We start from the raw sequence: 13,274 nt of genomic DNA, 5'->3' as shown, positions 1-13,274 counted from the left end.
CCCGACGTCCCTGAGGACCGACTCCTCCGCACCCGGGTACCGGAAGTCCGCGCTCCGCACCTCCAGATGCCCCCGGCCGTCCGAGGTACGGACCGGGAAGGCCGGCAGGACGACGGACGAGCGGGTGTCGAGCACCTCGCCGACGCGGACGGCGCCCGCCTCGGCCCGGGGCATGTGCATGAGGAGGAAGACGACCATCATCACGGACATCGAGGTCTGGAGCAGATAGCCGAGGAAGGCCACGAGCCCGCCGGGCTGGAGTGCGCCGGAGTCGATGCGGTGGGCGCCGACGTACACGAGGGCGACGGTCGTCAGCTCCCAGACGATGAGCACCGTCGGGAACATCAGCGCCTGGAGCCGGCCGGCCCGGAGGCCGACGGAGAGGAGTTCGTCGTTGGCGGCGGCGAACCGTTCCCGCTCGTGCCGGTCACGGACGAAGGCGCGGACCACCCGGACGCCGGTGATCTGCTCGCGCAGCACCCGGTTGGCGCGGTCGACGCGCTCCTGCATGCCCTTGAAGAGCGGCCGCATCCGCAGGACGACGGTGCCGACGGCCCCGGTCATCACCGGCACGAAGAGCAGCAGCACCAGGGCGAGCGGCACGTCCTGGCGCAGGGCCATGGCGATGCCGCCGAAGCAGAGGAGCGGTGCGGCGACCAGCATGGTCAGGACGAGGACGGTGAACGTCTGGATCTGCTGGACGTCGTTGGTCGTACGGGTGATCAGGGAGGCGGCGCCGAAGCGGCCCCGCTCCCGCGCGGAGAACTCCTGGACGCGGCGGAAGACTTCGGAGCGCAGGTCGCGGGCGACGCCCATGGCGACCCGGGCGCCGGTGTAGGTGGCGGCGGCCGCGGCCGCCGCCTGGAGGAGGGTGACGGCGACCATCGCGGCGCCGCCGCTGAGGACACGGTCGGTGTCGCCGCGCAGGACGCCCTGGTCGATGACGCCGGCGTTGAGGGCGGGCAGGGCGAGCGAGGCGAGGGACTGGACGAGCTGAAGGGCGACGAGGAGGACGAGGAGGGAGCGGTACGGCCTGAGGCGGGGCGCGAGAAGTCGCAGCAGCACGATGACGACTCCCTCACGCGCCGTACGGGCGGACGGACTTGGCGTCCTTGAGGGCGCGTCCCCACCAGCCGAGCTGGTCGAGGAGGGCCTTGGCGGCCCCCTCCGCGGCGGCGGGGTCCTTGTGCCGGCCGTCCTCGTCGAACAGTCCGTGGGCGTGGTGGAAGGAGACGGTGTCGCGGACGGTGACCGCGTGCATCTCGGCGTACACCTGCCGGAGCTGCTCGACGGCCCGCAGGCCGCCGGAGATGCCGCCGTAGGAGACGAAGCCGACGGGCTTGGCCTGCCATTCGGTGTAGTGCCGGTCGATCAGGTTCTTGAGGGCCGCGGGGAAGGAGTGGTTGTACTCGGGGGTGATGACGACGTACGCGTCGGCTTCCTCCAGCACCGGGGTGATCTTGGCGAGTTCGGCGCGGACGGCCGGGGACGGGTCGTACGAGAGGGAGGTGGGGAGGTCGGTCTCGGCGAGGTCGACGACGGTGACGGTGAAGTCCTCGCGCTCGGCGAGCCGGGAGCGGAACCAGTCGGTCACGACGGGGGCGAAGCGGCCTTCGCGGTCGCTGGCGACGACGAGGGCGAGGGTGAGGGGCGCGGGGGCGGAAGCCCCCTCCGCAGCGGCGGGAGCCTCGGAGGAGGCGGGGGAGACGGTGGCCGTGGAGGCGTTCGCGATGTCCATGCCGATGATCGTGGTACCTCAAGTTTGGTTGAGGTCAAGCGACGTTCTACGGCTCTTTCCCAAGGCCGTTTCCCCGGACGTACGGTGAGTGCATGACGACTCCGCCCCCATACATCGAGATCGACGGCGTCCCCGCGGCCGACCCCGGGCTGCTCGCCGCCCTCATGTCCGGCTTCGGTCACTTCACGGCGATGCAGGTGCGGGACGGGCGGGTGAAGGGCCTCGACCTGCATCTCGCCCGTCTCGACCGCGCGACCCGCGAGCTCTTCGACCAGGAGCTGGACGGCAAGCGGGTCCGCGCCCTGATCACCGGCGCCCTGGAGACCTCCGGGCAGCGGAACGCCTCGGTACGGGTGTACGTCTACCCGGACGTCCGCGTCGTGGTCACCGTCGCCGCACCCGCCCCGGACGGCCTCGGCGCCCCGCAGCGCCTGACGACCGCCGAGTACTGGCGACCCGCGCCGCACATCAAGCACCTCGGCGGCTTCGGCCAGAGCTACCACCGCGAGGCGGCCCAGCGCGCCGGCTACGACGAGGCCGTGCTGACCTCCCCGTACGGCGAGATCGCCGAGGGAGCCGTCACCAACATCGCCTTCTGGGACGGGACTTCCCTGGTCTGGCCGTCGGCGCCCTGTCTCGAAGGCATCACCATGGCCCTTCTTGAGCCCCGCCTGCCCTCGGTCCGGCGCCCGGTCACCCTGGCCGACCTCTCCGGCTACCGGGCCGCGCTCGTCACCAACTCCCGTTCCATCGCGGCCGTGACGGCGATCGACGAGGTGACGTTCACGCTGGACGAGGAGCTGATGGAGCGGGTGTACTCGACATACGACTCGGTGGAGTGGGACGAGTTGTAGAACGACTCGGGATCGACACGGGGGGAGCCATCGGAATGGCCGCGAGATACGTCGTCGCGCCGCGCGGCGGCCGGCGTGCCCACCCCGACATCACGTCGGCGCTCCGGGCGGCGGCCGCACGGGGCCGGCCGGCCCTGATCGAGATCGCGCCCGGCCGGTACGAGGAGGCACTCACCGTCCGGGGCGACGTGCAGCTGGTCGCGGCCGAGGGCCCCGGCTCCGTCGTGGTCGACCTGCCGAGGAGCACCGTCCTGGACACCGCCGGATCGGTCCGGGTGCACGGCCTCACACTGGTCGGCCGCGAGGCGGACGTCGTCGCCTGCCACGCGGGCACGCTCACCCTCGAGCACACCGAGATCTGGGCGCACAGCGGCGTGGCCGTGCACGCGCGGCCGCACTCCACGGTCAGCCTGCGGGACAGCATGGTGGCCCACGGCCGGGCGCTCTTCGCCGGGGCTGCGGGGCTGGTCGAGCGCTGCCGGTTCACCGACGCCGCCGACAACGCGATCGCCGTGATCGAGGGCGCGCGCGTCTCGGTCCGGGGCAGCAGGATCGAGGGCAGCAGGATCCACGGGCTGCGGGTCAGCGACGCGCACGCAGAGGTCGTCGACTGCGAGCTGACCGGCACCGGCCGGGCGGCCCTCACGGCGGACGCCCGCGCGCGGCTCGTCGTGGCGGACTGCGTGATCACCGCCGTGCACGGCGAGGGGATCATGTTCACCGAGCAGTCCCGGGGCTCCGTCGACCGTACGAGGGTCACCGGTGCCCGGCACGGGATCGGCGCGGCGAGCGGCGCCGACCCGGTGGTTCGGGACTGCGTCCTCGACGACTGCCACGACACCGGCATCAACGTACAGACGGACGCCCGGGGCCGGTTCGAGGACTGCCAGGTGCTCGGCTCCGGCAACATCGCGGTGTTCGCGACCAAGGGCGGCGCGCCGGAGGTGCACGGAGGCCGCATCTCCGGGGGCAACGTCGGGATCGCGGTCACCGAGAGCTCCCGGGGCCGTTTCACCGGCATCGCGGTCGAGGACCTGACGAACACCGCGCTGCGGGTCTTCGACGACTCCGGGGCCACGTTCGAGGACATACGGGTGGACCGCTGCCAGTCCGGTCTGGAGGCCAGGGGCAACGGCGGCACCACGGCCGAGATCACCGACACCGTGTTCCGCGACTGCGAGATCGCCGCCGTGGCCATCGGCGGCCAGTCCCGCGTCACGCTCAGGAACGTGACGGCGGAGCACGGCATCCTCGGCTTCGGGGTCTCCGACGAGGCCCAACTGCGCGTGACCGACAGCGTCGTCACGGCGGTGAGCGGCGCCGGGGCCGGAGCCCTCGGCAGCGGACGGCTCATCGCACGGAACCTCACCGTGAACGGCTCGGGGGCGCTCGGCGTCTACGGGACGGGCTCCGCGTACCTCGACATCGCGCGGAGCGAGTTCACCGACTGCGCGCACGCCGGCGCGAGTTTCGAAGCGGAGGCCGGCGGGCAGCTGGTGGACTGCACGGTGAACGGCACCCGAGGGGTGGCCGTCGTCGGCAACGGCAGGGTCGAGACGGTCGGGCTGCGGACCTCGCTCAAGGTCCTCCGGCACGCGGAGAAGCCGGCCGGGCCGCCGCAGCAGATCATCAACATCTTCAACGGGCCGGTCTTCAACGAACCGGTCCGGGACATCCAGGTGGCCTGGGGCAACGAGAACGTCACCCAGAACCAGCAGAGGACGGAAGGAGACGGTTCCCGCTCATGAACGACCGACCGGACGAGAACGACGCAACGGGGAACGGCACACCCCAGGTGAACCAGTACAACGGACCGGTGTTCAACGGCGCCGTCTCGCAGGGCCAGTTCGCCTGGGGCAACGAGAACGCCACCCAGAACCAGCAGAACAACGGCCCGCCCGGCCCGGTCGCCCCGGGGTACGAGGCACTCGCCGAGCGAATCGACGAGCTTCTCCGGCAGCTCCCCCGGGCGGGCCTCGGGGAGCAGGACCGACGGGACACCCAGGAGGCGGCCGAGGAGGTCCTGGCGGTGATCGGCCAGGAGGAGCCGGTCGAGGAGGGCAGGGTGCGCCGGGCGCTCACCACGCTCCGGGGCGCGCTCGCCCCGGTGGCCACCGGCATCGCGGCCGGCACGACGGTGGGCGCGCAGGAGTGGGCCCTGGCGGCGATCACCGGCCTGACGGGGGTCTGACGGGGGCTGGACGGGGGGCAGGGGCCCCCCGCCTGGCGGACGTCTTGCGGGTGCCCGGTGGCGTCTTGCGGGCGCCCGGCGGGCGTCTTCGGGGTGCCCTGGCGGACGTCTTGCGGGTGCGCAGGACAAGGCGGACCCGCCTGCCGGGCGGCATCTGGTCACCCGTTCGGCACGGGGCGTCAGCTGACACAACGGAACCCGCCCTGACCTGCGTAAACACAGAACATCCAGGCGACACACCGTATCGGACGGCCCAATCCTGATGCCTCATCAGGAGGCGCGGCGCGCGCGGCGGCTCTTATCTCGGTCACAGAAGGCCGTTCCGGGAAGTCCCTCCCGGGAGGACCGCCCCGCTCGACCGCTCGCGCGCCCCGGAGGCCCCCCATGCGCACCATTGCCCGCCTGTTCACCGGTACCGCGCTGACGGTCGCCGCGATCGGAGCCCTCGCCGTCCCCTCGGCATTCGCCGGCGACTCCGAGTGGCTGGAGATCTTCCCCTCCGATGCCGAACCCGGCACCACCGTCACCGTGAACACGCTCGCCTGCGGCAAGCACGGCCGCGGCGTCGGGGACGCGAACTCGCTCGGCGCGGGCGAGTTCCAGCTGAGCCCGAGCACGCACAAGGAGGTCGTGGTCGGCCAGTTCCACGTACCGGAGCACGCCAAGGCCGGCACGTACGGCATCAGCGTGGCCTGCGACAACGGCAAGACGGCCCGGGGCGACCTGACCGTCAAGCACCGCCGTCCCAGCGGCCACGTCCAGACCGGTGTCGGGGGCAGCGTCGGCCCCGACATCGCCCAGGTCACGGCAGGCGCGGCGGTGCTGGCCGCAGCTGCCGTGGGCGGGGTCTGGCTCCTGCGCCGCCGGGCGAGCGGCGCGCAGGGCCACTGAGACCATCCGCCTGTCCTGCCCCCGCCGGAGCGCCCGATCACGGCCCGGCGGGGGCAGGGCCACACCCCAGGGAGCCCAGGTGGGCAACAGGAGCAAGGGCTGGGGCATAGCCGTGGCCGCCTGCGTCGGGCTCTGGCTCGTCCAGAACGGCTCCGAGCAGGTCACGCCACCCGTGCCGTCGGCCGCCCAGGCCTTCGCCGCCGGGCCGAGCGTGCACACCGACGCCGCCGCCGACCCCCTGCCGCCCTCGGCGCCGGTCCGGCTGCGCATCCCCGAGACCGATGTGGACACCCCGATGATGCGGCTCGGCCTGGCCTCGGACGGTTCGCTCGGCGTACCGCCGGCCGGGAACCGGAACATGGCCGGCTGGTACGAGAACGGCACCCCGCCCGGCGCCAAGGGCACGGCGATCGTCGCGGGCCATGTCGACAACGCCGAAGGACCCGCCGTCTTCTACACGCTCGGCGCCCTGAAGAAGGGCCACCGGATCGAGGTCGACCGGCAGGACGGGCGGACCGCGGTGTTCACGGTCGACGCGGTCGAGGTCTACGGGAACAAGGACTTCCCCGACCGGAAGGTGTACGACGAGGCGAACCGCGCGGAGATCCGGGTGATCACCTGTGGCGGCGGCTTCTCGAAGAAGAACGGCTACCAGGGGAACGTGGTCGCCTTCGGCCACCTCATCGGGGTGCGGTAGCAGGCCCGGTGGCCGGTCGGGTGGCCCGTCGCGCCCGGGGACGTCCGATGAAGGTCAGGCCCACTGGTCGAAGGCGAGCTTCGCGACCAGCGAGAGCACCACCACGAGCAGCACCCCGCGCACGAACTCGGCGCCCTTGCTGAGCGCCATCCGCGCCCCGACCGTCCCGCCGATCAGGTTGAAGACCGCCATGACGGCGGCGAGCTGCCAGTACACGCTGCCCTGGTACGCGAACATCGCGAGCGCGCCCGCGTTGGTGCAGACGTTGACGATCTTCGCGGTCGCCGAGGCGGTCACCAGGTCGAGATGGAGGACGGCGGTCAGCGCGAGCACCAGGAAGGTGCCGGTGCCGGGGCCGAACAGGCCGTCGTAGAAGCCGATCCCGCCGCCGACCACGACGATCGCGGTGACGATCCGGGCCCGGGTCAGCGGCGCCCGCTCCTCCCCCTCGGCCTTCGCGCCGAACGACGGCCGCAGCATCACGAAGGCCGCCACCGCGAGCAGGACGACCATGATCACCGGGCGCAGGACGTCGCTGCCGATGCCCGCCGCGAAGAAGGCGCCGACCATGGAGCCGGTGAGGGCGGCGAGCCCGATGCGGACCGCCGTCCAGACCCGCACGGGTGCCTTGCGGACGTAGGTGATCGCGGCCCCGGTGGTGCCGACGATCGCGACGGCCTTGTTGGTGCCGAGGATGTGCGCGGCCTGGACGTTCGGCAGCCCGAGCAGCAGGGCGGGCAGCAGGAGCAGCCCGCCGCCGCCGACCACCGCGTCGATCCAGCCCGCCACGAGCGCGGCGAGGCACAGCAGGACAAGGGTGGTCAGTGAGATCTCGGGCATGCCCGTGAGCCTAGGGAGGCGATCGTTGCCCCGTCCATCAATCTCTGGAGAGTTGAGCTACGTCTGAGCTTGCGGCGCCCGGACCCCGGTCCGGGGCCGGCGGCGCGGCCGGGGAGACGGAGGCCGTGAGGAGGGTCGCGGCGAGCGCGCCGGCGCCGAGGAGGGCGGCGGCGAGCCGGCGCCGGGCCTGCTCGACGGAGTGGACGCGCGGGGCGCGGGGGACGCGGGGAGCACCGTGTCTAGGCATGGTCGAAGTCCTCGCTGTGGATGCGGGAGGCCGGCACCCCGGCCCGGATCAGGTTGGCGGTGGCGGCGCGGGCCATGGCGGGCGGCCCGCAGAGGTAGACGTCGTGGGCGGCGAGGTCCGGCACCAGATGGCGCAGGGCGCGCGGCGCGAGGGGGTCGAAGGAGTCGTCGGAGCGGCCGAGGAGGAAGTGGAGGGCGGCCTGCCGTTCGCGGGCGATGGCCTCCAGCTCCTCGCGCAGGACGAGCCCGGCGGCGTCGGAGGCCCGGTAGAGGAGGGTCACGTCGCCGGGACCGCCGGGCAGCGTCTCGAACAGGGCGCGCAGCGGCGTGATGCCGACGCCTCCGGCGAGCAGCAGCACCTTGCGGCGGGTGCGGCGGTGGGCGGTGAGTGCGCCGAAGGGGCCGGAGGCGAGGACCCGGACGCCGGGGCGGAGGCGGCGGATGCGGCGGGTGTGGTCGCCGAGCGCCTTGACGGTGATCCGCAGGGTGTCGTCGCGGACGGGCGCGGAGAGGGAGAAGGGCAGGGCGGTCGCCCAGAGCCCGCGCCGCAGGAAGCGCCAGCGGAAGAACTGGCCGGGTTCGGCGCACAGTCGGGCCACTCCCCTGCCCCGGACGAGCACCGAGACGACGCCAGGGCCCTCGTCACGGACCTCGACGACCCGCAGCTCGTGGCGGAGGGCGGCGCGGACGGGGACGACGAGCCGGTACCAGAGGAGGAGGACGGCGACGGTGCCGTGGGCCATCGACCAGAGCCAGCGGACGGGGAGGCTGTCGGCGATGTCGGGTCCGGCGAGCTGGTGGACGAAGCCGAGGGCGGCGGCGAGCAGCCCGCCGAGGTGGACGGCCCGCCAGATCTCGTGCCTGACCCGGCTCCGTACGGCCCGGGCGGAGGTGACACCGACCGCGACGAAGAGGACGGTGCCGGCGGTGGCGGCGGCGATCGCCCCGTACGAGAGGAGGCCCCCGGTGGCGGTGACGAGGTCGGTACGGGTGTGTACGGCGTAACCGCAGAGCGCGAGGAGCGCGTGCGCGCCGATCAGGCCGAGGACGTACCGGCCGCCGAGGGCGTGCCAGCGGGCGAGCCGGTCGGCGCCCACGCCGTGCTCGACGGCCGGGACGCGGGCCATGAGCAGCAGCAGGACGAGGACGCCGTACCCGGCGAGCAGACCGGTGAGGTGCGCGCCGGACGCGAAGAAGGCGTCGAGGCGGGCGGAGGGCCGGGCCTGGACACCCCAGAGCAGGGCGACGGCCCCGGCGCCGCCGAGGATCGCGGTCCGCAGGCGCCCGGGGGCGAGCCGCAGGGCGGGAAGGGGCGGGGCGGGTGCCGGCGGCGCGGGGGCCGGTTCGGCGCGGAGGGGGTGGATGCGTACGTAGAGAGGATGGCTGGCCTCGGTGGTCACATCCGGCACAGTAGGTCCGCCCGTATACGGGAATCCGCAGCTCAGCTCCCTCCCTCCGATCCTTAAGCCTGGCTTGAGCCGAGCCTGACCACGGGTTAACCCTGACGGCCGCCCCGCCCGGCCTCACAGCGGACGGGGCGGGGGACGGAGATCAGCGTTCCGTACGGGAAACAGTCGGGATGCCGTCGGGTAACACCGGCCGCGCACGCTTCCCGGTATGAGTACACGGATCGTGGTGGTCGGGGGCGGAACGGCGGGCGCCCGGCTCGCCCAGCGCCTGCCCGTCACCCTCCTCGGCGAGGAGCCGCACGCCCCGTACAACAGGGTGCTGCTCGCCGACGTCCTCGCCGGGCGGTACGCCCCCGAGGTGATCGCCCTGCCCGGGACCCGCGAGCCGGTACGGCTCGGGGTGCGGGCGGTGCGGATCGACCGGGCGGCCCGGACGGTGGTGTGCGCGGACGGTTCGCTCGTCGGCTACGACCGTCTGGTCCTGGCCACGGGCTCCAACCCGGTGCTCCCTCCGCTGCGCGGACTGCGCGGCCCGGGCGGGGCGGAGCTGCCGGAGGGCGTCCACGCCTTCCGTACGCTCGACGACTGCCAGGCGCTGCGCGACCGGGTACGGCCCGGGGTGCGGGCGGTGGTCATCGGCGGCGGGCTCCTCGGGGTCTCGGCGGCGCGGGCGCTGGCCGCGCTCGGCGCGGAGGTGGTGCTCACCCAGCAGGGCGAGCGCCTGATGGAACGCCAACTCGACGAGCACGCGTCGGCATTGCTGCGTGAGCACGTCGAGTCGCTCGGGGTCGAGGTGCACACCGAGTGCCGGGTGAGCGGTCTGCGGCAGCGGGACGGCGAGGTGACGGCGGTCGAACTGGCCGACGGCTTCGTCCTCGACGCGCAGGTCGTGGTCCTGGCGTGCGGGGTCCGCCCTCGGGTGGCCCTGGCACGGGAGGCGGGGCTCGCGGTGGCGACGGGGATCGTGGTCGACGACGAACTCCGGACGTCGGACCCGGCCATCCACGCGATCGGCGACTGCGCGGAACACGGGGGCAGGGTCTACGGCCTGGCGGGCCCGGCCCTGGACCAGGCGGACGCGCTGACGGAGGTCCTCCTGGCGGAGGCACCCGCCCTCGCGAACGCGGCCCCCACGGCGACCCCGACCCCCACCCACCCCCGTGTGGGCAATCGTCCCGCGACGGGGTACACCGGGACCCGTGCCCTGACCCGGCTCACTCTGGGCGGCGCCCAACCTCTCGACCTCGCCGCCTTCGGCGACGCCACCCCGCAACCCGGCGACGACGTCGTCCAGCTCACCGACGCCACCCGCCGCGCCTACCGCAAGGTCGTCGTCCGCGGAGACCGCCTCGTCGGTGGCGTCCTCCTCGGCGATCTGGCCGCCGTCGGCACGCTCGCCCGGGCCTGGGAGGGCGACGAAGCCCTGCCCGACGAGGCCCCCCTGCTGCACCTGCTCACCCACGACGGAGGCTCCTCATGACCACCCCCACCATCGTCCTGGTCGGCCACGGAATGGTCGGCCAGCGGTTCCTGGAGTCGCTCGCCGACCGCGGTGTCACCGAGCGGGCCAGGATCGTCGTCCTCTGCGAGGAGCCGCGCCCCGCCTACGACCGCGTCCAGCTGACCTCGTACTTCTCCGGGAAGACCCCGGACGACCTGTCGATGGTCGAGGCGGGCTTCATGGAGAAGCACGGCATCGAGCTGTACGTCGGCGACGCGGCGGAGTCGGTGGACCGGGAGGCCCGTACGGTCACCGCCCGCTCCGGGCGGGTCTTCGCGTACGACGCACTCGTCCTCGCCACCGGCTCGTACCCCTTCGTGCCCCCCGTCCCCGGCAAGGACGCCCGCGGCTGTTTCGTCTACCGGACGATCGAGGACCTCCTCGCCATCGAGGAGTACGCGAAGACGGCGACGACCGGAGCGGTCGTCGGCGGCGGTCTGCTCGGCCTGGAGGCGGCCGGCGCCCTCAAGGATCTCGGACTCGACACCCACGTCGTGGAGTTCGCGCCCCGGCTGATGCCGGTGCAGGTCGACGAGGGCGGCGGCGCCGCGCTGCTGCGCACGATCGAGCGGATGGGGCTGACCGTCCACACGGGGACGGGCACGCAGGAGGTCGTGACGGCGGACGGCTCGGTCACGGGCATGAAGCTGTCGGACGGCTCCGAACTCGCCACGGACCTGGTCGTGTTCTCGGCCGGTGTACGGCCCCGGGACCAGCTGGCCCGCGACTGCGGCCTGACCGTCGGGGAGCGCGGAGGCATCGCGGTCGACGAGCAGTGCCGTACCTCCGACCCGGCGGTCTTCGCGATCGGCGAGTGCGCGCTCGCCTCGGACGGGCGGGTGTACGGCCTGGTGGCGCCGGGCTACGAGATGGCGCAGACGGTGGCCGCGACCCTCGCGGAGGAGGCGGGCGAGGGCGACGGCTTCACCGGCGCCGACATGTCGACGAAGCTGAAGCTGCTCGGCGTGGACGTCGCGTCGTTCGGCGACGCCCACGGCACGGCCGAGGGCTGCCTCGACGTCGTGTACTCCGACTCCCGCTCGGGCGTCTACAAGAAGCTGGTCGTGAGCGGCGACGGCGTCCTCCTCGGCGGCGTCCTGGTCGGCGACGCCGAGCAGTACGGCCTGCTCCGCCCGCTCACCGGCACCGTGCCGCCGGTCTCCCCCGAGCAGCTGGTCCTTCCGGCGGGCGCGGGCGCACCGGTGGCGCTGGGGCCTTCGGCGCTGCCGGACGACGCGGTGATCTGCTCCTGCCACAACGTGACGAAGCACGCGATCGGCGAGTGCTCCTCGCTCGCCGAGGTGAAGAAGTGCACCAAGGCCGGTACGGGCTGCGGCAGTTGCGTGAAGATCATCGAGAAGCTGCTGCCGGCGCCGACCGACAAGGGCCTGTGCGGCTGCTTCTCGTACACCCGGAGCGAGCTGTACGAGATCGCCCGCACCCTGCGGGTGACCTCCTTCGCCGCACTGCTCGACTCGCACGGCCGGGAGGAGTCGCGGGGCGGCGAGGGCTGCGAGGTCTGCAAGCCGACCGTCGGCTCGATCCTCGCCTCCCTCAACAACGGCTACATCCTGGACGGCGAGCAGGCCTCCCTCCAGGACACCAACGACCACTTCCTCGCCAACATGCAGCGCAACGGCTCGTACTCGGTCGTGCCGCGCATCCCCGGCGGTGAGATCACCCCGGACAAGCTGATCGTGATCGGCGAGGTGGCCCGCGACTTCGGCCTCTACACGAAGATCACCGGCGGCCAGCGGATCGACCTCTTCGGCGCCCGGGTGGACCAGCTCCCGTCGATCTGGACCCGGCTGGTCGACGCGGGCTTCGAGTCGGGGCACGCGTACGGCAAGGCGCTGCGCACGATCAAGTCCTGCGTGGGGCAGACCTGGTGCCGGTACGGCGTCCAGGACTCGGTGAAGATGGCGATCCAGCTGGAGCTGCGCTACCGGGGCCTGCGCGCCCCGCACAAGCTCAAGTCGGCGGTCTCCGGCTGCGCCCGCGAGTGCGCCGAGGCGCAGTCGAAGGACTTCGGGATCATCGCGACGGCCAACGGCTGGAACCTGTACGTCGGCGGGAACGGCGGCGCGACCCCGCGCCACGCGGACCTGCTCGCCCAGGACCTCTCCGACGCCGAACTGGTGCGCCTGATCGACCGGTTCCTGATGTTCTACATCCGGACGGCGGACCGCCTGGAGCGGACGTCGACCTGGCTGGAGCGCCTGGAGGGCGGGCTCGACCACCTCAAGGACGTGGTGGTGCACGACTCGCTCGGGCTCTGCGACGAGCTGGAGGCGCTGATGGCGGCGCACGTCGCCGACTACCAGGACGAGTGGGCGCAGACCCTGGACGACCCGGAGCGGCTGCGGCGCTTCGTCTCCTTCGTGAACGCACCGGAGGCACCGGACCCCTCGGTCCGCTTCGTTCCGGAGCGCGACCAGATCAAGCCGGACCTCACGATCCTGACGCTCGGCAGGACGAACAGCACGCTGGAAGGGGCTTCCTCCCGATGACGACCCTCACGACGCTCACGACTCCCACCACGACCACGCTAGAGATCTCCCCCGTCCCCGGCTCCTGGGTGACGGTCTGCGAGGAGGCCCGGCTGACCCCGGGCAGGGGCGTGGCCGCGCTGCTGCCGGACGGCCGGCAGGCGGCGGTCTTCCGGGACCGTTCGGGCCGCACGTACGCGATCGACAACCGCGACCCGTTCACGGGGGCCCAGGTGCTCTCCCGCGGGCTCGTCGGCTCGGCGGACGGGCGGCCGTTCGTGGCCTCGCCGCTCCTGAAGCAGCGCTTCGACCTGGAGACGGGCCGGTGCCTGGACGACGACGGGGTCGCGGTGGCGGTGTTCCCGGTACGGGTGACGTCGCACGAGTGACGTCGCACGAAGCGAAGTAACTTGACCGA

13 protein-coding genes are annotated in these 13,274 nt (G+C 73.0%); 8 read left to right on the top strand and 5 right to left on the bottom strand.

Going from position 1 to position 13,274, the window contains the following annotated elements:
- A partial coding sequence (locus tag E0F75_RS24025) for an ABC transporter permease (RefSeq protein WP_187624621.1) occupies positions 1 to 1,065 on the bottom strand: 1,065 nt, incomplete at its 3' end.
- A 13-nt stretch (positions 1,066 to 1,078) separates the two neighbouring features.
- Positions 1,079 to 1,738 (bottom strand): NADPH-dependent FMN reductase, encoded by a 660-nt coding sequence (locus E0F75_RS24020; RefSeq protein WP_187624620.1) that lies wholly within the window; start codon positions 1,736 to 1,738, stop codon positions 1,079 to 1,081.
- Between the two features lie 92 nt (positions 1,739 to 1,830).
- Between E0F75_RS24020 and E0F75_RS24015 the strand changes: the two genes are divergently transcribed.
- The 5 genes from E0F75_RS24015 (at position 1,831) to E0F75_RS23995 (ending at position 6,371) form a co-directional block, all read left to right on the top strand.
- A complete protein-coding gene (locus E0F75_RS24015) occupies positions 1,831 to 2,592 on the top strand; it encodes an aminotransferase class IV (RefSeq protein ID WP_187624619.1) in 762 nt (253 codons plus the stop codon).
- A 35-nt stretch (positions 2,593 to 2,627) separates the two neighbouring features.
- The gene (locus tag E0F75_RS24010) at positions 2,628 to 4,340 is read left to right on the top strand and encodes a right-handed parallel beta-helix repeat-containing protein (RefSeq protein ID WP_187624618.1); all 1,713 of its coding nucleotides are present in this window, start codon (positions 2,628 to 2,630) and stop codon (positions 4,338 to 4,340) included.
- The gene (locus E0F75_RS24005) at positions 4,337 to 4,783 is read left to right on the top strand and encodes a hypothetical protein (RefSeq protein ID WP_187624617.1); all 447 of its coding nucleotides are present in this window, start codon (positions 4,337 to 4,339) and stop codon (positions 4,781 to 4,783) included. Before E0F75_RS24010 ends, E0F75_RS24005 begins: the two co-directional genes overlap by 4 nt.
- A gap of 384 nt (positions 4,784 to 5,167) precedes the next feature.
- Positions 5,168 to 5,674: a hypothetical protein gene (locus E0F75_RS24000; protein WP_187624616.1), complete on the top strand. Its 507-nt coding sequence runs from the start codon at positions 5,168 to 5,170 to the stop codon at positions 5,672 to 5,674.
- 79 nt (positions 5,675 to 5,753) lie between these two features.
- Positions 5,754 to 6,371, top strand: coding sequence for a class F sortase (locus tag E0F75_RS23995; RefSeq protein WP_187624615.1), 618 nt, complete (start codon positions 5,754 to 5,756; stop codon positions 6,369 to 6,371).
- Between the two features lie 54 nt (positions 6,372 to 6,425).
- On the opposite strand, the gene E0F75_RS23990 is transcribed toward E0F75_RS23995, so the two are convergent.
- From E0F75_RS23990 to E0F75_RS23980, 3 genes are read right to left on the bottom strand one after another with little or no spacing between them, the layout of a single operon-like run.
- Positions 6,426 to 7,211 (bottom strand): TSUP family transporter, encoded by a 786-nt coding sequence (locus E0F75_RS23990; protein WP_187624614.1) that lies wholly within the window; start codon positions 7,209 to 7,211, stop codon positions 6,426 to 6,428.
- A gap of 37 nt (positions 7,212 to 7,248) precedes the next feature.
- Positions 7,249 to 7,458: a hypothetical protein gene (locus tag E0F75_RS23985; protein ID WP_187624613.1), complete on the bottom strand. Its 210-nt coding sequence runs from the start codon at positions 7,456 to 7,458 to the stop codon at positions 7,249 to 7,251.
- Positions 7,451 to 8,866, bottom strand: coding sequence for a ferric reductase-like transmembrane domain-containing protein (locus E0F75_RS23980; RefSeq protein ID WP_374115427.1), 1,416 nt, complete (start codon positions 8,864 to 8,866; stop codon positions 7,451 to 7,453). Before E0F75_RS23980 ends, E0F75_RS23985 begins: the two co-directional genes overlap by 8 nt.
- Positions 8,867 to 9,074: 208 nt before the next feature.
- Between E0F75_RS23980 and E0F75_RS23975 the strand changes: the two genes are divergently transcribed.
- From E0F75_RS23975 to nirD, 3 genes are read left to right on the top strand one after another with little or no spacing between them, the layout of a single operon-like run.
- On the top strand, positions 9,075 to 10,346 hold the full coding sequence (locus E0F75_RS23975) for an NAD(P)/FAD-dependent oxidoreductase (RefSeq protein WP_187624612.1): 1,272 nt from the start codon (positions 9,075 to 9,077) through the stop codon (positions 10,344 to 10,346).
- Positions 10,343 to 12,877 carry a nitrite reductase large subunit NirB gene (gene nirB / locus E0F75_RS23970; RefSeq protein WP_187624611.1) on the top strand — a complete coding sequence of 845 codons (2,535 nt, stop codon included), beginning with the start codon at positions 10,343 to 10,345 and terminating at the stop codon, positions 12,875 to 12,877. The genes E0F75_RS23975 and nirB overlap by 4 nt, the downstream gene beginning before the upstream one ends.
- A complete protein-coding gene (gene nirD / locus E0F75_RS23965; protein ID WP_187624610.1) occupies positions 12,874 to 13,245 on the top strand; it encodes a nitrite reductase small subunit NirD in 372 nt (123 codons plus the stop codon). Before nirB ends, nirD begins: the two co-directional genes overlap by 4 nt.
- Positions 13,246 to 13,274: the final 29 nt, after the last annotated feature.

The organism is Streptomyces sp. CB02980 (assembly GCF_014451325.2).
Lineage (GTDB): Bacteria > Actinomycetota > Actinomycetes > Streptomycetales > Streptomycetaceae > Streptomyces.
The sequence above is the reverse complement of the archived record's forward strand: the minus strand, read 5'-3'. Positions and strand labels throughout refer to the sequence as shown.

Excerpts from the sequence above, each read along its gene's own strand:
- E0F75_RS23990 (WP_187624614.1), bottom strand. The coding sequence starts at position 7,211 with ATGCCCGAGATCTCACTGACCACCCTTGTCCTGCTGTGCCTCGCCGCG.
- E0F75_RS23975 (WP_187624612.1), top strand. The coding sequence starts at position 9,075 with ATGAGTACACGGATCGTGGTGGTCGGGGGCGGAACGGCGGGCGCCCGG.
- E0F75_RS23985 (WP_187624613.1), bottom strand. The coding sequence starts at position 7,458 with ATGCCTAGACACGGTGCTCCCCGCGTCCCCCGCGCCCCGCGCGTCCAC.
- E0F75_RS24005 (WP_187624617.1), top strand. The coding sequence starts at position 4,337 with ATGAACGACCGACCGGACGAGAACGACGCAACGGGGAACGGCACACCC.
- E0F75_RS24015 (WP_187624619.1), top strand. The coding sequence starts at position 1,831 with ATGACGACTCCGCCCCCATACATCGAGATCGACGGCGTCCCCGCGGCC.
- E0F75_RS24000 (WP_187624616.1), top strand. The coding sequence starts at position 5,168 with ATGCGCACCATTGCCCGCCTGTTCACCGGTACCGCGCTGACGGTCGCC.
- nirD (WP_187624610.1), top strand. The coding sequence starts at position 12,874 with ATGACGACCCTCACGACGCTCACGACTCCCACCACGACCACGCTAGAG.
- nirB (WP_187624611.1), top strand. The coding sequence starts at position 10,343 with ATGACCACCCCCACCATCGTCCTGGTCGGCCACGGAATGGTCGGCCAG.
- E0F75_RS24010 (WP_187624618.1), top strand. The coding sequence starts at position 2,628 with ATGGCCGCGAGATACGTCGTCGCGCCGCGCGGCGGCCGGCGTGCCCAC.
- E0F75_RS24020 (WP_187624620.1), bottom strand. The coding sequence starts at position 1,738 with ATGGACATCGCGAACGCCTCCACGGCCACCGTCTCCCCCGCCTCCTCC.